Annotated in this window: 19 protein-coding genes and 2 tRNA genes; 11 read left to right on the top strand and 10 right to left on the bottom strand. The window is 28.2% G+C overall.

Annotated features, from left to right (window positions below):
• Window positions 1–69 precede the first annotated feature (69 nt).
• Window positions 70–1857, top strand: coding sequence for a hypothetical protein (locus tag ACWXVO_RS02050; protein ID WP_456002280.1), 1788 nt, complete (start codon window positions 70–72; stop codon window positions 1855–1857).
• A 157-nt stretch (window positions 1858–2014) separates the two neighbouring features.
• A tRNA-His gene (locus tag ACWXVO_RS02055) sits at window positions 2015–2090 on the top strand.
• Between the two features lie 4 nt (window positions 2091–2094).
• Here ACWXVO_RS02055 and ACWXVO_RS02060 read toward each other — a convergent pair.
• Window positions 2095–2673, bottom strand: a complete 579-nt coding sequence (locus ACWXVO_RS02060; protein WP_438340723.1) for a thymidine kinase — start codon at window positions 2671–2673, stop codon at window positions 2095–2097.
• A 110-nt stretch (window positions 2674–2783) separates the two neighbouring features.
• On the opposite strand from ACWXVO_RS02060, the gene ychF reads away from it, so the two are divergent.
• From ychF to ACWXVO_RS02075, 3 genes are all read left to right on the top strand, one after another.
• Window positions 2784–3887, top strand: coding sequence for a redox-regulated ATPase YchF (gene ychF / locus ACWXVO_RS02065; protein ID WP_455994235.1), 1104 nt, complete (start codon window positions 2784–2786; stop codon window positions 3885–3887).
• Between the two features lie 283 nt (window positions 3888–4170).
• Window positions 4171–5649, top strand: coding sequence for a putative cysteine peptidase (locus tag ACWXVO_RS02070; protein ID WP_456002283.1), 1479 nt, complete (start codon window positions 4171–4173; stop codon window positions 5647–5649).
• Complete coding sequence (locus tag ACWXVO_RS02075; RefSeq protein ID WP_456002286.1) at window positions 5649–6473, top strand: hypothetical protein; 825 nt, start codon at window positions 5649–5651, stop codon at window positions 6471–6473. The genes ACWXVO_RS02070 and ACWXVO_RS02075 overlap by 1 nt, the downstream gene beginning before the upstream one ends.
• A gap of 291 nt (window positions 6474–6764) precedes the next feature.
• On the opposite strand, the gene ACWXVO_RS02080 is transcribed toward ACWXVO_RS02075, so the two are convergent.
• The 8 genes from ACWXVO_RS02080 to ACWXVO_RS02115 all read right to left on the bottom strand — a co-directional run bounded on the left by ACWXVO_RS02080 (window position 6765) and on the right by ACWXVO_RS02115 (window position 13082).
• Window positions 6765–6890, bottom strand: a complete 126-nt coding sequence (locus tag ACWXVO_RS02080) for a transposase (RefSeq protein WP_456002311.1) — start codon at window positions 6888–6890, stop codon at window positions 6765–6767.
• On the bottom strand, window positions 6877–7608 hold the full coding sequence (locus ACWXVO_RS02085; protein ID WP_456002314.1) for an IS256 family transposase: 732 nt from the start codon (window positions 7606–7608) through the stop codon (window positions 6877–6879). Before ACWXVO_RS02085 ends, ACWXVO_RS02080 begins: the two co-directional genes overlap by 14 nt.
• A gap of 68 nt (window positions 7609–7676) precedes the next feature.
• Complete coding sequence (locus ACWXVO_RS02090) at window positions 7677–7838, bottom strand: hypothetical protein (RefSeq protein WP_456002289.1); 162 nt, start codon at window positions 7836–7838, stop codon at window positions 7677–7679.
• 72 nt (window positions 7839–7910) lie between these two features.
• A complete protein-coding gene (locus ACWXVO_RS02095; protein ID WP_456002294.1) occupies window positions 7911–8978 on the bottom strand; it encodes an alanine/ornithine racemase family PLP-dependent enzyme in 1068 nt (355 codons plus the stop codon).
• A 390-nt stretch (window positions 8979–9368) separates the two neighbouring features.
• A tRNA-Trp gene (locus tag ACWXVO_RS02100) sits at window positions 9369–9442 on the bottom strand.
• A 21-nt stretch (window positions 9443–9463) separates the two neighbouring features.
• Complete coding sequence (gene metK / locus ACWXVO_RS02105) at window positions 9464–10609, bottom strand: methionine adenosyltransferase (RefSeq protein ID WP_456002297.1); 1146 nt, start codon at window positions 10607–10609, stop codon at window positions 9464–9466.
• Between the two features lie 224 nt (window positions 10610–10833).
• Window positions 10834–11814: an aspartate--ammonia ligase gene (asnA, locus tag ACWXVO_RS02110; RefSeq protein ID WP_456002300.1), complete on the bottom strand. Its 981-nt coding sequence runs from the start codon at window positions 11812–11814 to the stop codon at window positions 10834–10836.
• A 71-nt stretch (window positions 11815–11885) separates the two neighbouring features.
• On the bottom strand, window positions 11886–13082 hold the full coding sequence (locus ACWXVO_RS02115) for a phosphoglycerate kinase (protein ID WP_438340731.1): 1197 nt from the start codon (window positions 13080–13082) through the stop codon (window positions 11886–11888).
• A 127-nt stretch (window positions 13083–13209) separates the two neighbouring features.
• Here ACWXVO_RS02115 and ACWXVO_RS02120 point away from each other — a divergent pair, with 127 nt between their 5' ends.
• The 3 genes from ACWXVO_RS02120 (at window position 13210) to tuf (ending at window position 15710) form a co-directional block, all read left to right on the top strand.
• Window positions 13210–13608, top strand: a complete 399-nt coding sequence (locus tag ACWXVO_RS02120; RefSeq protein WP_438340732.1) for a hypothetical protein — start codon at window positions 13210–13212, stop codon at window positions 13606–13608.
• An 18-nt stretch (window positions 13609–13626) separates the two neighbouring features.
• Window positions 13627–14199 carry a diadenylate cyclase gene (locus tag ACWXVO_RS02125; RefSeq protein ID WP_438340733.1) on the top strand — a complete coding sequence of 191 codons (573 nt, stop codon included), beginning with the start codon at window positions 13627–13629 and terminating at the stop codon, window positions 14197–14199.
• Between the two features lie 317 nt (window positions 14200–14516).
• Window positions 14517–15710 carry an elongation factor Tu gene (gene tuf / locus ACWXVO_RS02130; RefSeq protein WP_438340734.1) on the top strand — a complete coding sequence of 398 codons (1194 nt, stop codon included), beginning with the start codon at window positions 14517–14519 and terminating at the stop codon, window positions 15708–15710.
• Between the two features lie 53 nt (window positions 15711–15763).
• Here tuf and ACWXVO_RS02135 read toward each other — a convergent pair whose 3' ends face one another.
• Entirely contained in the window at window positions 15764–17158 is a 1395-nt protein-coding gene (locus ACWXVO_RS02135; protein WP_456002303.1) for a DNA recombination protein RmuC, read from the bottom strand.
• 122 nt (window positions 17159–17280) lie between these two features.
• Here ACWXVO_RS02135 and ACWXVO_RS02140 point away from each other — a divergent pair, with 122 nt between their 5' ends.
• Genes ACWXVO_RS02140 through ACWXVO_RS02150 form a run of 3 tightly spaced genes read left to right on the top strand, consistent with a single transcriptional unit; the run spans window position 17281 to window position 20178 of the window.
• Window positions 17281–18027: a hypothetical protein gene (locus tag ACWXVO_RS02140; protein ID WP_438340736.1), complete on the top strand. Its 747-nt coding sequence runs from the start codon at window positions 17281–17283 to the stop codon at window positions 18025–18027.
• Window positions 18027–18923 (top strand): Cof-type HAD-IIB family hydrolase, encoded by an 897-nt coding sequence (locus tag ACWXVO_RS02145; protein WP_456002306.1) that lies wholly within the window; start codon window positions 18027–18029, stop codon window positions 18921–18923. Before ACWXVO_RS02140 ends, ACWXVO_RS02145 begins: the two co-directional genes overlap by 1 nt.
• Window position 18924: 1 nt before the next feature.
• Window positions 18925–20178, top strand: a complete 1254-nt coding sequence (locus ACWXVO_RS02150; RefSeq protein WP_456002309.1) for a hypothetical protein — start codon at window positions 18925–18927, stop codon at window positions 20176–20178.
• The last annotated feature ends 135 nt before the right edge of the window (window positions 20179–20313 follow it).

Genomic DNA, 20313 nt, shown 5'->3' on the forward strand with positions numbered 1-20313 from the left:
TAAAACCTTTACAATAAATGAATTGCACTAATAATAATTTTTGCGCTAAAAATGTGGGAGAAAATTAAAATGAAAAAATCGAGTAAATTACTAATTTCGTTAGGTTCTATTAGCGGTACAGCTGTCGTGCTTGCAACCGGTTTATCAGTAGGGATCGTGTTACATGCTAAACCTAAAAAAGAGCTATCTCAGCAAATCGAAACCTTTGAGCAAGAATTAAAATCTAATAAGAAACTTAATGATTCACAAAAGTTAGAAATTAAAAAAGCTATCGATAACGCTAAAAAGGTGCTAAATTCTGATAAGTCAACAAATTCCAATTTTAAGGATGCATTATTAAAGTTAGTTAGTCAAGTTAGTGAAATTAAGAAAAATACTATAGATGTAAAAAATAATAATTCATTAGAAGCTGTTAAATCCTTATATAACACTAAATTGGATGAAGCAAATAAGTTATTATCCTCGTTGCTAGATGATAAGTATAAGGAAGCTAAAATTAAACTTGAATCATCTATTAATACTGCTAAAAAAGAAATTTCTGACAAGTCTAGTGTTGAGCAATTCAAGCAAGCAGCAAATAAAATAGCCAATGCTATTGATTCTGCTAAAGAATCCAAACAAATGATAGATGGACAACACGGTAGTGATAATACAAATAATATTTTAGAAAAAACAAAACAAGAATATAAAAAGCAAAAAGATATCATCGATGATCAATTAACATATTTGAGTGGTCCTAAGTATGCGGAAATAAAGTCCATGCTGGAAAAGGAAGTTAATGAAATAGTTAAAAATATTAATGATAATAGTACTGCTGAACAATTTGAAGCAGCAACTAAAAAATTAAAAGATGCATCAGAAAAAGCAAAAAAAATGGCCGAACCAATCGATGATGAAATCGAGGCAAGAGTTGAATTTGATAATAATCTTAATGCCGCTAAAAAAATAAGCAAGGAATTGGAGTCAGATTCTAGATATAAAGCAATAAAGGATGAATTGGATAAAGTCATTCAAGAAAATGAAAATGCTATTAATGATAAAAGTACTAAGGAGCAAATTGATTCTATTTCATCAGTATTAATTGAAGCTACACTTAAAGCCAAAAATGCAAAAAGGGATATTGATGATGCACAACAAGAAAAAGATTCTAAGCTACAAGCACTAGCTTCATTCAATAAAATAGCTAAAGAAGTGGAAGATTATTCAAAAACTCTTACTAACCAAAAACATGATGATATTAAAAAGCAATTAGACGATGAATTAAAAAAACAACAGGAAGTTGTTAAACAAGATAGTTCAGATTCCGAAAAAATAGAAGATGCTACCAAAAAATTGTCTAATTTACTTGAGCAAGCAAAAAACAGCTTAAATAAAAATACAGATGCCAAGAAAAAACAACCGGATGCAAATGTCGAGGAAAATCTAACTGAGGAACAACAAAAAATAGTTGATAAAATAAATAATAAGTCAATTGTATCAACTAGTTCAATTACTGATGATGTTAAAAATACAATTATTACTATATTAAAAGGAAATAGTAGGTTGTCAAATGAAAGAGAACATCACTACTTTGGTTATGTTACTTTTGATCAAAAAAATGATTTTATGTTCTCCGAAAAGAAACCCAACAAGAAAAACAAAGCAAAAAACCTTGGATCAGGAATTTTCTCAAAGGATTTCGTTGATCTTTGACGTAAAAAAGAAATACTTTTTGCAAGTAATTCTAATAAGAAAAATAGTAGAAAAGCACTTTGCCTAGAAAAGAAAGCAGATGGTAAAATTGTTCTTCCATTTAAGTTTAAAGGTCACTCTACTATTTATGAAATTGAACTTTTTCAATTAGATACAAAAGCTTAATTTATCAAAAAAACACGCAAAATAAATGTGTGTTTTTTTTGATTGCGACTACTAAAAACTCAAACTTATAAAATTTGCTTTACATTGTAGATAATAAACCTAAAATTTGTAAAAAAACGTTTATTTATGTTAAAATAATAAAGCAATTTAGAAAATGGCGTTCGTGGCGAAGTGGTTAACGCTCCGGGTTGTGGCTCCGGCATACGAGGGTTCGATCCCCTTCGAACGCCCCATTTTTTATTTTATTTTTTGAACATTTTCACCTAATAAATGACACTTACGACATCTAGCTTCATATTCATTGTAATTACCTAATAAATTTAAACTCTTATTTTTTATTTTTCTATATGAAGTAGTTGCAACATTTTGACATATTACGCAAATAGCATGCAATTTAGTAATTGTTTCAGCAATAGCCATTAAATTAGGCATCGGTCCAAAAGGTTGACGTCGATAATCTTGGTCAAGTCCAGCAATTATTATTAAATATCCCTTGTTTGCCAAATCATCGGCCACTGAAATTAAATTATTTCCAAAAAAATGAGCCTCATCAATTAAAATTGCATCATATTTAGCTTTGTCAAGCAATTCATAAATATCTTCAATTTGTTTAATTGAAAAAGTTCTTTCTTTTAATCCGCAGCGACTTACTATTTCGCTATCAGAAAAACGATTGTCATATTCGGGCTTAATTACTAAACTATTAAATTTAGCATATGATAATGTTCTTAATCTTCTTAGTAGTTCCTCGGTTTTCCCACTAAACATGGGACCTGTGATAATCTCAATCATACCTTTTGAGAATCTTTTATACATAATAAACCTACCTTAAATTCTGTGAGTTATTTATTGTTATAATAATAAATTATTTTCTTATATTACATTAAAATTATTAGTATAATTTTTTTTCTTTATTGGAGGTTCTTATGTCATTAAAAGCAGGGATTGTGGGATTACCAAACGTTGGAAAAAGCACACTTTTTTCAGCCTTAACATTAAATGAAGCAGAGTCAGCTAATTACGCATTTACTACTATTGAACCTAATATTGCAATAGTTAATTTAGAAGATTCAAGATTATATAGTTTAGCATCTCTTGTTAATGCTAGAAAAATTGTTCCAGCAACATTTCAATTTGTTGATATTGCCGGACTTGTCGAAGGGGCCTCGAAGGGTGAGGGATTAGGTAATAAGTTTTTATCTAACATCCGTGAAGTGGATGCAATAGTACACGTAATTAGATGTTTTGAAAATGATGATATAGTTCATGTGAGAAATCATATTGATCCATTGGCCGACCTAAAAATAATTAATTTAGAACTAATTTTAGCAGATTTGCAGATGGTTGAAAATGTTCTAGGACGTATTGGCAAAAAGGCAATTAACTCAAATGATAAGGAATTAAAAAAAGAATATGAACTTTTGGTTAGAATTAAAGATTATTTATCTGATGAAAAAATGCTAAAGGATATTGACTTTTCATCTGAGGAATTGGCAATTATTAAAAATTATCAATTTCTTACAATTAAGCCTACTATTTATGTTGCTAATCTTGATGCAAATTCATACAAAAACCTATCAGAAGCAAAACATTTTTTAAGATTAAAACAAGAATTAGAAAAAAATAATGAATATATAATTCCAATTTGTATAAAAATTGAATATGAAGTATCTAGCTTTTTAAATGAAGAAAAAACAATGTTTTTAAATGAATATAATATCGATAAATCCGGACTTGCCGAACTTATATCTAAGAGTTTTTATTTATTAGATCAAGCTACCTATTTCACTGTTGGAGAAGTTGAAACAAGAGCTTGAGTGTTTAAAAAAGGAATGAATGCGGCTGAATGTGCCGGAATTATTCATACTGATTTTGAAAAGAAATTCGTTAAAGCTGAGGTTATTAAGTACGATGACTATATTGCTTGTGGTGGTGAAAAACAAGCGAAAGAAGCAGGTAAAATGATGCTAGAAGGCCGAAATTATCTAATGAAGGATGGAGATGTTTGTTATTTTAAGATAGCTAAATAAAATTACAAAAGAAATTTTCATAATGTATTTGTTTATTAAAGACATGGGTAATATATTAATTTTTATTTAATGTTTTAATTTTTAAAATATTAAATTGTAAGAATGAAGTATTTTATTAATGAATATTTTATAAAAAATAAAGGTTAATAATAGAACCAATAGGCCTAAAACTAGTTAGGGTTTTGGGTCTATTTTTTGATATTAAATATGTATTTTTTTGTAAAAAACGCCTCATTTATTGTTGAAAAAATTTAAAGTTTTAAAATTAAGTTAAGGGGGATATATGAAAAAGATAAGTTTTTTACTAGGATTGCCGCTAGTGGTTAGTCCAATATTGGTTATCTCTTATACTAAAAATAGTAACAATACAGATGAAGCATTAGAAATAAAATATAAGGAAAAAGTTGGTGCTTATTGTTTGTGCGATTTTATAAGACTAACAGGGCGACAAGATACCAAAATTAAATTTATATCAGGTAATTTTTTTAATATTGATAAATATAACTATATAGTCGGCTATGAAAATGGTGGTTATTCAATCTTTGATCATGGTAGAGAAAAAATAGTAGAAGTTAATCCTTATTATATTTTTACGCCAGAAATGATGTTAATGTTTCCTAATAAGGATACAATAATATTAAGAAATAGCGAAACATCATTTGATTATACAAATATTCGCGATAGGGATAAACCATTTCCCGGTGACGTTCATAGGCCTATTAAGAAAACCAAAAATGTGACCGATGATTGAAAAGATCAATCTAAAAAAATTGAAAAAAATTTTAAAAATGTTAATTTTAGCAATTTTAATATTTGGAATTTAAACACCGTAAAAAATTCTAGTTTAACAGATTTCAAGAAAAATGGTATAAGAAATGAATACAACGGTTTTTTATATGCTGATGATGAAATTAGGTATTCATGATTTTTTAAATCAAACAACAATAAGGTTTTTGGAATTAATGATGCTAAATATTACACAAACGAAGAAGACTGAGGTGGAATATGCGGCTATATTGCCATAAATCAGATGATACTTTATAATAATTATTTTTTAAATCCTAGATATTTAGGATTTCAAGAAGAAGAAAAATATATAGATAAAACAGAATCCTTTGATGCAGGAATAATATATGATTATGACTCAATGCCATGGGAAATTATAAATGGTGACCTTGTTTATGATTATGAGTATGAAAAAACTCATCAGCTCAGAACATATTTTTCCAATTTAACTAATAATGAAAAAGTTAAATATTTAAAAGAAAATTATTTTTCTCCAAAATTAAATGATGTTTATATGAAAGATCTTTTAGAAAAATTTAAATTCAAGAAGGGTACAACATACTGAAATAGGAAAGAAATTATTAAAAATCTATTAAACAAAAAATATGTTGATTATACATTTAGTTATTGATATAACAGAAGCAATAATATTGTAAATTTTATTAAGGATAAAAAAATACCAGCATTTCTAGTTTCGGATACAAGAGAATTTAAGAATGGTGGATATGAATTGAATGGCGAATCTTCGCATATTTATGTAGCTTATGGAGTTTATGAAGATGGAAGAGCACTAGTTAATTTTAATTGATATGACCAATGAAATCAAGTTATTATTGATACAAACAACATTAAATGGCTTGAATATTTAGAAAATAAAGATCAAGGTGAACTAGGAAAATATTTTTGGGATGGTGCTAATTTTGTTACTGGAAGTGAAATTACAGAAAGATTAAAGGATTGCGAGTTAATAAAATAATGAAAAAGAAAACAAAAATTGCATTAATAGGCGCGCTGGTGCCAACTGTTGTGATTGGTGCTCCATTACTTGGCTTTAGCATATATTCGGTGATAACACATTTAGATCGTCTTAATATGCCAATCGGACCATCAATGCCTCATAGAAATTATTTAGAAGATGTAACCCTTTATAAGGATGCCTTTAAGGGCGATAACATTTTAATTAAAAATCCTTTTAAAAAATATGAATTTAAAACCTCTAATAAAATAGAGGAAGTTAAAAAATATATAAATAGCATTAAGAAAGAGGGTTTTTATGTTATCCCATTGAAAATTAAACTTATAAATACATCAAAAGATAATAAAGGAGATTTTAGAGAAGAATTTGAAGAAAAAATATCAAATTTAAAGGATATAGTGCTATTTTATCTTCCTAAAAAAATGATTACTCAATTTCTACCCTATGGGTTTGAATTTGAGCAATGATATGCTACACCATTTCAGGATTTAGAAGATTTTAAAATTTTTAAAACAAGCTCAGAAGACACTTATAAAGACGTAACAAATTGAAAAAAAACAATTCATTCACCTTATCCTAGTTTTTTACAAACAAGATCTTTTCTTTCAGCTATTAATAAACATAAGGTTAAATATAATGATAAGGAATTGGACATTGCAGATATTATAATAATCGGAATAGATAACGATAAAAAAGATGCAACTTTAAAAATTTTTATAAATAGATACATACCTAGTGATTATTCAAAAATAAAGGAATATGAAGAATTGAAAGCAAAGGATGGTAACGAAAAAGAGATAAATATTTATAATTTGCATTATTAATAGGTCGTGTAGTAAATTTTGTGTAAATTTATCTCCTGCTTACTTTTTGAGTAAGAGATTTGAAAATAGCTTACATAAATCTAAATTTATTATGTAAAAATAACCAAATAACATAACAAAATCGGAGAATTTAATCTCCTAAATGTTATTTGGTTATTTTAAATTATTATTATTATTATTATTATTATTATTCGAAAATTATTTGCAATTGGTTATAAACAACCCCTCAGTTAGGAACGGATTTACCTCATTTTCCAACTTGATTTTGAATTGCAAAATAAACTATTTTTATTAAAGAGTCATCAGTAGGAAATGAAGTTTTTTAGAAATTTTTCTAATATTTCTATTTAAATTTTCAATAACATTTGTTGTATAAATTAGTTTTCTAATTTCCGCTGGAAAATTAAAAAAAAGTAACTAATTCATCGAAATTATTTCTTCAACTTTTGACTGCATAATGATATTTAGAATCTCATTTTTGTCCAAAAAATTCAAGAAATCTTAAAGCATCATCCAGGTTGCTGGATTTATAAATATTTTTCATATCTTGGGTAAATTCTTTTAAATCTTTATAGTTAACATGTTTTGTCGAATTTCTTATTTGATGAACTATGCACTTTTGAATTTGTGTTTTAGGATAAACAGCTTTGATTGCTTCGTTAATTCCCGCTAAATTATCACTCGCCATGAGATATATCTCATGAACACACCTTAATTTAAGGTCATTTAGTACTTGAATTCAACATTTTTCACTTTCAGATTCCCCGATTCAGAACCCCAAAACATCCTTATATCGTTCCAAAGAATATCTCATAACTATGTAAACTGACTTTTCAACAAGTTTATTTTCTTCTTTAACTTTAAACCTTATTCCATCAATAAAAACCATTGCATAAGTTTTTTCTAAAGGTCTATTTCTTCACTCCATTATGTGTGGAATTATCTTATCAGTTACTCTGTTAACAAAAGTAGCATCAACTTCAACTCCGCACATTTCCTTAAGAGTTTGAGAGATATCTCTCGTTGAAATTCCTTTTGAATAAAGACCCATAATTTGGCTTTCAATTTTAGAAATATCATACTGGTATTTTGGAACTATTGTTGGTTCAAATTCAGAGTTTCTATCCCTCGGAATTTAAAGTTCAATTTCACCTAAATTTGATCTTAGATTTTTAGAATAACTACCATTTCGATAGTTATCTTTTATCGCTTTTTCATGCTCATATCTATCGTAACAAGGTGTTTTTTGATCTCTTCTTCTAGTATTATTCGAATAAGATCTTTGGTATTTTGCTTAATAATTTCGTAAACTTCTTCCTGAGTTGCTAATTTATATTTATTATATAATTCTTTTGCACTTAGCATTTTAATTTCTTTTTTGGCATATTAAAAAAATCTCTTTTTCAATAAGTTTTGTTATTTTTTACAAAAATTAAACTATTTTTCAAATTCTTTAATTACATATGAAGAATTGAATAGATATAATAAACTCCCTCAGTCAAGATCAAAAGTAACGATGTCACCGGCTTTATATTCAATATCTGAATCTTGAGCATTGATAATCATATGATCTGAAGATCCACCTAAAATTTTTAGTTTTTCATCATATGGGATCATGGCATCAAACATTGTATCCAATTTACCAATTGCCAAAATAATTCTTTTTATATCACCAATGTCTTCAAAATAAGGAACATGTCCAAACGCATCAATTCCACAAGCACCAATTGGCATTGAGCTTTTATAATCAACTTCAATAACTTCAACTTCGCATCTAAATGCATCACGATACATTCCATCAATTGTTTGACGATACATATCTTCAGTACCAAAAATCATTGCAAAACCCATTCTTAAAACATTGATTTCTTCTGGCATACGATTTTCTCACACCATATGTAAACTCAATGAGTTTCCGCCTGACATATGAGTTAATTTGATATTAAGTTCACTCTCAATTTGATGTTGGATTTCAACGAATTGTTTCATTGTTTCATCAGATGGTACTCTAGCACCATAACACCCAAAATTGCATCCTAAACCAATTAATTTAACACCTTTCATTTCATTGATTAATTTAGCTGATTTTAAAGCATCTTCTGGCAAAACGCCTTCTCTTCTATCACCTAAGTCCACCATTAAAACAATTTCATGCGGCTTTTTATTGTTTTTTAAACAATAATCACTAATTTTTTTAATAACATCTAAATCGCCATTTAATGATGAATCACATAATTCAATCATTTTTGGTATTTCAGAAATCATTGGTATTCTTAAAAGTTGTTTGTGACCTGGTATATCTTTATATATTTCAAAATTATCTAGCCGTGAATCTCCAAAGTTTTTTATGCCCGCCTCAGCATATAATTCCGCCATTCTTCTATTTCCGCAAAAACCTTTAGTTACTGCTAAAACTTCAATATTTTTAACCTTGCAAATTTCGATTGCTCTTCTAACGTTAGTTTTGAATTTAGTTTCATTAATAATAATTTTTGGGTATCCCATTTTTATTCCTTTGTTTTAATTTAATTCCTATATTATTTGCTATTTTTAATAATTATAAATTCTTTTTTGCCATTTCTTAATAAGGCATATTTTTGTTCGTAATTTGTAAATTCTCAATTATTTTGCAACATCCTATAGTTTAAAATAATTATAGGAGTTAATGTGAAATATAAAAAAAATAGAAATCTAGAATTTAACAGATTTTGAGAAAAAAAGATATTTATACCGATATAACTAATTAAAAAATTAAAAATAAACCTAATCGCCATAAAACATGAAGTTAGCCGTTTTACATTTCCTATTAAAATCTATTAATAAGAAATGCTTTACTTTTTTAAAAAAACAAGATACATTTGTAATGCATCTTGTTTTATTAACAATTTTATGATATGGCAGGGGATGCAGGAATCGAACCCGCACAAATGGGTTTGGAGTCCATTGTTCTACCATTAAACTAATCCCCTAGACACATATAAAATTATAATTTATCTTTTTATATTTTTAAAGAAATCTTTTATTTCGTTTATTTTGTCAATTTTTTCTCAACTTAAATTAAGGTCATTTCTACCAAAATGGCCAAACGTTGCGGTTGGTAGAAAAATTGGATTTAATAAATTTAGTGTGTTTATAATTCCTTCAACACTTAAATCAAATAATTTATAAACGGCATTAATTATTTCCTGTTCTGTATATTTAGAAGTACCAAAAGTCTCAATATAAATTGATTGTGGTCTAGGCAATCCTATGGCATAAGATAATTGGATTTCCATTTTTTTTGCAATGCCAGCAGCAACAAAATTTTTGGTTATATATCTTGCCATATATGCTGCAGAACGGTCTATTTTGGTTGCGTCCTTGCCTGAGAACGCCCCACCACCATGTCTTGCAAAACCACCATAAGTGTCGACAATTATTTTTCTACCAGTCAAACCAGTATCTCCGGTTGGTCCCCCTATTACAAATCTACCGGTGGGATTTATTAATAATTCATAATCTAAATTGAAATTATGTTCTTTTAAAACATAGTCAACGATATTTGTTTTTATAAAGGTTTTAAATTTATCATAATTAAAATTTTCCTCATGTTGAATTGACATTAAAACTTTTTTAATAGTATATGTATTTTTTTTATCATCATATTCAACTGTGACTTGGCTTTTCATATCTGACTTTGCATATGGAAATTTTTTATGTCTTCTTAAATTTTCGGCACGCTTTACTAATTCATGAGCTAGCACAATAGGTCATGGCATATAATACTCATTTTCGCAAGTGGCATAACCAAACAAAATCCCTTGATCGCCAGCACCTAATTCTTTATTGTTGTCCTTGTTTACTCCCTGAGCAATATCAGGACTTTGTTCAGTAATTGCGTTAATTATTTTAAAATCGTTTTCCTTATAGCCTAAATTTTTAAGTATTTTTCATGCTTCCTTAATAGTATCAATATAACCTTTTGTTGAAATTTGGCCACCAATATATATGAGGTCATCATTTGCTATAACGTCACATGCTACTCTTGAATATTTATCTTGCTTTAATAAAGCATCGACAATCGCATCTGAAATTTGGTCACAAATTTTATCTGGATGTCCCGGACCCACAGATTCACTTGTTAATAATCTCTTCATTGTATTTCTCCTTTAAATTTCTATAGCTATAATTAAAAACATAAAAAAACAACTCTATTTTATAGGTTGTTTTTTGACTAAATAAACTTACAAATGATACATGTTAGATTTTTTGTAAAAATCTCTGACTATCCACCTTATTCTATATGAACAGGTTGGCATGTTTCATCGCCGTCAAGCTAACAACTCTTTATGTATTTTAATTATGATAAAAGTATATCATTTTATAAGAGAATTATGCCATTTTCACTGATCGTTTTTTTAGTCTCATCATTTCAAATGCTAACTTGAACTTCACCAATATGTCTTTTTTCTAATAAAAACATTGCAATTCTTGATTGTCCTAGTCCCCCACCGATAGTTAAAGGCAATTTGTTTTCTAAAATAGCCTTATGATATGGACTTATTTTTGCTATTTCATAGTCATTTAGTTGATATTGTTTTCTTAGTGAATCACCATCCACTCTAATTCCCATACTGCTTAGTTCCAAAGCGATATCGTTGATTGGATCATAGACAATTAAATCACCATTAAGCATCCAATCATCATAGTCCTTAGCTCTTTTTGAATGTGGCTTATTATCATTTAATAGATAACCAATTTGGTAAATAAAAATAGCTTTGTGTTCTTTTACTATCTCGTATTCTCTCTCCTCAGGCGAAATATTTGGATAGAGATTATATAGTTCATTTGAACTAATAAAGAAAATTTTTTCTGGAAGTTTTGTTGCGAAAATTTGATAAATTTTATTAATGGTTTTTTCTGTTTCTTTGAGGCATTTATATATTTTTTTAACAACCTTTTTAAGAAAACTAATATTACGATCCTTTTTATTTATAACTAATTCTCAATCTCATTGGTCGACATAAAAAGAATGGGTTTTATCAATATTTTCTTGTTGTCTTATTGCGTTCATATCAGTATAGATACCTTCATAAACGTTAAAATTATATCTTGCCAGGGCATCTCTTTTTCATTTTGCTAGTGAGTGAACAATTTCGATATCTTCATTAATATTTTTAGGTCTAAATATAACTGGTTTTTCTCCTGAGAGACCATCATTTAAGCCACTACTACTTCTTAGAAACATAGGTGCCGATACTCTTGTAAGATTTAAGGCTCTTCTTAATTTATGTGAAAAAACGTCTTTTAGTTTTTCAATCGCAAACTGAGTTTCTTTTAATGTTAAACATGTTTTTTTCATAAAAGAATTTTAACAAATTAAACAAAAAAGTCCATTGAAAAATGAACTCTCTTTTAATTTATATTAAACTATTACTCTTTATCTTGAATTGCTTCAAAACCGGGCATTTTATTACCTTGAATGAATTCGATAGAAGCTCCGCCACCAGTTGAAATAAAACTGAATTTTGATTGGTATCCTAGTTTGTTAATAGCAGTTACTGAATCACCGCCACCGACAACAGAGTAAGCTCTTTCATTATTTGCAATAGCTATAGCAATACCTTTTGTTCCATTTTCAAAGTTTTTGAATTCAGTTACTCCCGCAGGTCCGTTTCAAAATATTGTTTTTGCGGAAGCGATAATTTCGTTAAATAGCTCAACTGATTGTGGGCCAATATCTAATCCCATATATCCATCAGGAATGTTGATATTATCTTTTGTTGTAAATAAAGGAGTTTTATCAGCGAATTCATCAGTGTAAGCATTGTCAATTGGTAAAACAATTTTGTCCTTATATTCAATTAAATATTGTTTTGCCATTTCTACTTTGTCATCTTCACAAATTGATGTTCCCACTTTGTGACCTAATGCTTTTTGGAAGGTATATGCCATTCCACCAACAACTAGAACTTTATCAGCAACATTGAATAATTTTTCAAGTACCTTGATTTTGTCACTAACTTTTGCTCCTCCAATAATAGCAACATATGGTCTTTCGAATCCATCTAATATTTTAGATAAGTGTAAAACTTCATTGTTCATTAATAAACCAAGTGCTGATTCCTTGATGAATTTTGCAATACCTGCCGTTGAAGCATGAGCACGATGTGAAGCACCAAAGGCATCATTAACATAAACATCTCCTAGGCTAGCTCAATATTTTGCTAATTCTTCATTGTTTCCCGACTCAGCCTTATCATTTAAATCCTCAAAACGAGTGTTTTCTAAGAAAATAATTTCTCCTGGTTTTAGGTTTGAAGCTGCCTTTTTAACTTCTTCACCTCTAGTTTCAGGAATAAAGTCCACTTTTTTGCCTAGAATTTCAGAAAACTTTTCTACAACAACCTTCAACGATTTATTTAATTTGTCTTCAGGAGCTTTTATTCTTCCTAAATGTGAAAGCATAATTAGTGATGCGCCATGGTCTAAAATGTACTTGATTGTTGGCAATGCTGCATCGATTCTTTTTGTGTCCATAACCATTCCGTTAGAAACAGGGACATTAAAATCAACTCTTAGAATTACTTTTTTTCCTTTAAGTTCAATATCCTTGATTGTTTTTTTCATTTTATCTCCTATATTTTTTAGTAATTTAATATAAAATTTTTATTAATATATGTGTAATTATAATAAAATAATCTTAATTAATAATCAAACATATTAAAATGATGATTTATTGATTGTTAGGAGAAAGATGGCTCAAAAACAAAAAGATACAAGAACCCTGAATTATGATCCTGAGAGCGATAATATCTCAAGAATCATTACTGAATTTCAGTCATATAAGAAGAATGCTAAATTTTTTAAGGATTATTCTGAGATGGAAATTTTTAATTATTTTCAAAAGATGAGATTTATGAATATTATGGATGAAAGAAATAAGGAAATAATTAAGCAAGCCCAGAATAGACAAACACAATTGCAAATGAAGTATCAAACATATATTGAGTTCGATAGATGATCTGATTCTCCACAGGCAACACAAGCAAAACCAATTAGTAAACTAAGAAGAATTTTGGCAATTATTTTTGTAATAATTATTCAAATCATTGTCTTGATAATAATTATTAAATTAGCAAATGGTAATTCATAAAATTAGATGAGGTTTTTAATGGTTGAATATATTATTTTATTTTTTGTAATCTTTATTTCGGTTGTTTTATCAGTTAATTATATTATTAACATTGTAAATGCCAAGAAGAAAAATAAGTCTATTAAAAAGAGCCTTGGAAGCTCAACTAAAATTAGAATAATTTATCAATTGAGAGAAGCGCTAGAGAAGCTTTCGGCAACAAAAACTGGTGCAATTATAACAATTGAAAATAATGATAATTTAGACCCACTAAGAACAGATGGAATTATTTTGGATGCGAATATTTCTTCTTCGATCTTAATTTCTATTTTTAATAAACATAGCCCCTTACATGATGGCGCGGTTATTATAAGAAATAATAAAATTTACTATGTTGCTACATTTTATAAAATAACTAAGAAGTCAATTGATAATAAATATGGTGCAAGACATCGCGCCGGAATGGGAATTTCTGAAATGAGTGATGCTTCAACATTAATTGTTAGCGAAGAAAACGGTGGTATAACGCTTGCTGAAAATGGCGTACTACAGTCTGTTCCTTTAGAACAATTGCAAATAGTTTTAGGTAGAATTTTAAGGGATTCTAATTAATAACTATTAATTTAGTATTATTATATTTTGTGATTTTTTGATAATTAAAAATGAAAAAACGACTTAAATTAAATTGAAAAATTTATATTACTTTTTTAAAGTTTTTATAATAAAAGTTTAAAAAAATTTTAAAAATTTTTATTTTTGTTAAAATTATTTCATTACTTATTTACTTTAAAAATCAATGTTAAACGCCTTAATTTGGACAGGACATAGATGAAAGGCTATGCTTAGGTGGTTAAACGCGTTTAATCTTAAAGATTTTAATATCTATAAAAAAATTAAAAATTTATATAGTTAACTCGAAAGGAAAGAAAATGGCAAAAGTAGATTTTGACCGTTCAAAAGCTCACGTTAACGTTGGAACAATCGGTCACGTTGACCATGGTAAAACAACATTAACAGCTGCGATAGCAACAGTTTTATCTAAAAAAGGTTTATCAGAAGCTAGAGATTACGCTTCAATCGATAATGCCCCAGAAGAAAAAGCACGTGGTATTACAATTAACACCTCACACATCGAATACCAAACAGAAAAGCGTCACTATGCACACGTTGACTGTCCAGGTCACGCTGACTATGTTAAAAATATGATTACAGGTGCCGCTCAAATGGATGGTGCAATATTAGTAGTTGCTGCTACTGATGGTCCTATGCCTCAAACACGTGAACACATTTTATTGGCAAAACAAGTTGGTGTTCCTAAAATTGTTGTTTTCCTAAACAAAATTGATATGTTTAGTGATGATGAAAGAGAAGAAATGATTGGTTTAGTTGAAATGGATATCCGTGGATTGCTAAACGAATATGGTTTCGATGGAGACAATACACCTGTTATTGCCGGTTCAGCTCTTAAAGCATTACAAGGCGACGCCGCTTATGAGCAACAAATTATGGACTTAATGGATGCTGTTGATACATACATTGAAGAACCAAAACGTGAAACAGAAAAACCATTCTTAATGGCTATTGAAGACGTTTTCACAATTACAGGACGTGGAACAGTTGCAACTGGTAGAGTTGAACGTGGTGTTTTATCACTTAACGAAGAAGTTGAAATTGTTGGATTAAAGCCAACTAAGAAAACAGTTGTTACCGGTATCGAAATGTTTAGAAAGAACCTAAAAGAAGCTCAAGCTGGGGATAATGCTGGTTTATTACTACGTGGTATTGATAGATCAGAAATTGAACGTGGACAAGTTTTAGCAAAACCTAAAACAATCGTTCCTCACACAGAATTTGAAGCTACAGTTTATGTTCTTAAAAAAGAAGAAGGTGGACGTCACACACCTTTCTTCCAAAACTATAAACCACAATTCTACTTCCGTACAACAGACGTTACAGGTGGAATTGCATTCATCGGACAACGTGAAATGGTTATGCCAGGGGATACAGTTGAATTAAAAGTTACTTTAATTGCACCTATTGCTGTTGAAGAAGGAACAAGATTCTCAATCCGTGAAGGTGGTAGAACTGTTGGTGCCGGAACTGTAACAAAGATTACAAAATAATTTTAGTTTGAAAAATATGCTGCACAATATGTGCAACATATTTTTTTATTTTTTTAAATGTCATCAGAAATTAGGGCATTTATTTTATTTTTCTTCTTTTCAGTGGTTTCCTTTATAACGGGGGCAGGAATGCCTAATTCATTAGAGTTTTTGCTAATTTTATTAATGACTTCGTTTGTATATTTGTATGCTTTTCCAATCTTTTTAGATGCTTGTCCAATAGATTCTAAACCATCAATAATATTGTTATTAACAGCATTGTATTTATTTTGAATTTCGATAAATAAATCTTTAATTTTTTCAATATCTTTTGCAACTCTATAATTTTGGTTTTGAACAGAGTAACTATATATAAAAGCCATCATAAAACTTGGGCCTATTATTAATATTTTATAATCATTGAATATTGCAGGTATAAAGTTATTGTCTTGAATTAATGTTAGGTGTATGCTCTCAGATGGCAGAAATAATATGGCAAAAGGTGTAGTATTATGATATGGTTTGATATATTTATCTCTAATACTTTTAGCCATTTCTTTAAGTTTATCTCTTAATTTTTTAAGAGCATCCTTTTTATCTACTTCATTTTCCTTATCAATATATTTATTTCATGTATCTAAAGGAAATTTGCTATCAATCGGAATAATGATTTCTTGTTCTTTGCCATCAATAATATTTTTTGACCTAATAACAAAATCTACTTTTTCATCACTTTTTGGATCAATTTTATATTGTTCAAATCAGAGATTATTTTTAAGTGACGGAAAATGGTTTTCTAAAATTTGTCTTAATGAGAATTCACCAAAATTTCCTACAGTTTTATTGTTTGAAAAAGCTTTGTTAAGATCAATAACACTTTTTTGAATAGTGCTAAATTCAGTCATGCCTTTGTTCATTTCATCCATCGAGCTCTTGATATTATTAAAATGTTCATTGATTTGTTTTGTTAATTTATCTTCAAAGTGTTTATCTATTTTTGTTTTAATTTCTTCAAATCACTCACGATTTCTTTTAGTTATATCTTCAAGTCTTGTATTAACATTTTCTCTTAAAACATTTGATAATTTATTTAGATCTTCATTTTGAACCTTATTACTTTCTTTTATAACACTAGCTATTCGAACCAAATTATTGTTGATTATTTCATTATAAGACTTTCCAAATTCATTTATTGTTTTGTTTAATTCATTTTTTAAATTATTTATTTTATCACCAATGATTTCAGTTAAAAAACCTTTTTGATTTAGTTCTAACTTATCTAATTTTATTTCAATATGGTTATTAATTTCATTTAGATGGTTTTGGATTTCATTTTTTATAATTTCCTCAGTTTTTGTTTTTGCCTTTTCAGCTCTTAATCTTTGTGTGATTAAATAAGATAATATGGAAACTATTCCTATTAGTGCTAATGCACTAATTACAATCAAGGCAATTAAAAGATTATTCATATTTTTACCTCCTTATTTTTAGAATAATGCTATTAATAATTTAAACATAAATAATGTAATATTTTTTGGTTATTTCAAATATTCAAAAAATAGCCTTAATTATTATAAAATTTATTGTAATTATGAAGAAAATGCAAAAAAAAATATTTCTATCATCATTAGTTACATTACCTGTTTTTGCAACTGCACCATTAGTTGTTTCATGTAAAAATAAAAATCAAGTTGAAGAAGATAAAAGCCTTGAATTTAGTGCTATTAAACAAAAATATGAAAAGCTTAATTGAGATGATTTTCTTTTGGCTAAAAAAGTAAAAGATGAAAATATTTCTTATAAGGATTATACTTATGAATCATTCTTTGAGTGGGGTAGTGAAAAAGGGTTAAACGCCTTGGATAAAATAGAAATAAATGGTAAAAGTTCTGATTTAACATCAAAAGAGTCGCAAGCGTTGGATAATAATATAACTGCTAAAAAATATATTTCTAAGGATTTTATTGATCTTGTTGATAACTATAATAAAACAAAAAATGATGATGAAAAATTGATAGTAATTTTGAGAAGTCAAAAACTCCCCTTGCCTGAAGCAGCCATATTAGTTTGGACTTGGTTAACAAAGAAAAAATATTTAAAAGAAGCCAAGAAAATTGAGGAATTAAAAAATATTAGTAGCAACAAGATTGTTCTATATGGCCATTGGTTTTATAATAGAGAATATGATAAAAATAATGATAGCAATAAAAAGTGGAAAATTGTTGGATATGTTGTCCCCACAATTAGCTTTAGTGCATTATTTTTATATATAATAATAGCAATATTGGTTAAGCGCAAGAAAATAGCTTTTAAAGCTAAGAAAGGAAGAGCTAAATAATGTATGCAATAATTAATAACAAAAAACCTGTTATTTTTAGCGATGTAGATGGTACGCTGTATCGAAATTTTGATTTAAGACCAGATACCGAATATGATATTAGGTTTGCTATTGATAATGGTGCTGATTTTAACATATGCACCGGAAATCCGGTGCAAGAGCGCATGTTAAATTTAGCTAAAAGACTAAATGTGAGATATCTTCTTTGTTCATCTGGTGCTGAAATATATGACGTGAAAAAAGCAGAGATTATTAAGAGCTGAAATATTGAATTCTCTTATTTAGAAGAAGTAATTAAAATTGCAAATGAGTTAAATTTACAAGTTATTTTTTGAGATGACAAAAATTATTTTTATCTAAAAGATGAAAAGATTATAATTGACGAGGTTATAAATTATCATTTTGTTAGTGACAAAAATAAGAAAATGATACCTAAATTGTGAAAAGGTGAGTTTATAAAACCTATTAAAATTGAGTTGTATGCCATTGACGATCAGCCATCAACAACACTATATGAAAAAATATATGATAGTATCAAACACCTAAAAGATAAAATGGAAATTATTGTGACCCATTGCAATATCGAAATTAATTCGTTAGGAGTTAATAAAGGAAGTGCCGTTAGATGAATGGTCGAAAATATTTATAGCAATGAAGAAGTAATGCTAAAAGAAGTTATGACTATCGGAGATAGTAATAATGATACCTCGATGTTAAAACTTACTGATTATTCATATGCAATGGATAATTCATCTAATGAAGTATTAAAAACTGCTAAACTTTTTACAAGTGATGTAGCACAAAATGGGTTAGGAGAAGCTATTTTGGACTATTTATATCGATTAAAGAATATTACAAGAAAATATATGTTTCATGAATTTATAAAGGAGAAGTAAAATGAAGGTAACAAGAATTGGACAAAATTATATTTTAAAGGTTAATAATATTAATAAATTATCTCCTTTTTTTAATGAAACTAATGTTAAACTAGTTGACTTTTTGGGCGAAGATCAGCCGTTAGAACTAATTATATCTGATAATTTAACATTTGAGGAATTGGGTAGATTAATTCTATCTTTCTATGGATATAATAAGAATCCATATTATCCAATCTTTGATACAAGTGAATTTGATGAGAAAGAACTTAGAGAAATAACTTTTGAAACAAGAGCTCAAAAAGGCTTGATTGCCAATGTTGATGACTTTTTATTCAAAAAAATAGAATATCTTGATAAGAAATCAAATTATTTTACAGCAATATTATCTGATTTTTCGGTTGTTTCGTTTGAATTTACTCTTAAGAAGGGCATTAAATACGCTGGAGTATCATTGGCCGAAAGATTTAGCGCTATGCTAAAGCAAAACACAGATGCGGTATTAAAGCATTCATTAAAATTTAATAAAACAAATAGGGTCGAAAATAGCAAAAACACAAGCGTTTTTGGTATGCAACTAGCAAAATCTTTATATGATAATAATTACGTATATGCTTTCCATAATTCTCTTGTTCCTTCCTTTGGGGAAGTTTCAGCTACGACGGAATTTTTTGATTTCGGTCTTCTTTCAAGATTAGAACTTTCAACCATATCTAAAGAAATTTCATCAATTTTTGAATGAAGAAGTAAAGATAAAATATATCAGTCATACTTTGAATACATTGCCCCTAGTTTAAATGACCATGATTTACTTAATATGGGTTCAATAGGTAATTTCTTTGGTTCGAAAGAATTATCGGAATCTGAACATAATGATGTAAAGAAAATTCAAGAAATTCTAAGTAATCCTGAAAAATATGCAGAATCTGAGAAAGAAATGATTGAAAAAGTTAAGAATGGTGATTTAGACTTGCCTTTTGATACTTCAAAAATTCAAACTCGTGATGATTTGAGATACGCATTTATAGAAAGTTTCGTTGAACCTTTAATTGATATGGGAATTGATGAAACAGAAATCGTTCAAACATTAAAGGAATTTGTTGCTCAGGTTAAACAGGGAACTTTTGTTCCTGGTGTGCCTGCGATGAACATTACGGACTTTGAAGATGAATCATTTATAAGAACTGTGCTTGAAATATATAGAGAAAAGAAGTCAGGAAGAGAAAAAACAAGAGACCAAGAACAAGAAACAGTAGATGAAGATGAAATAAATTAGGTTAGTTCTTATAATATATTATTTTCATTATTTGTTTGTATTATAGAAATATAAAAAAATAGGCCTTAATTAAGCTAAAATGATATGTACCCAGAATCCTGGACACATATTTATTAACTAGGCAACACAAATGGA

Source organism: Mycoplasma sp. 1890, assembly GCF_053851615.1.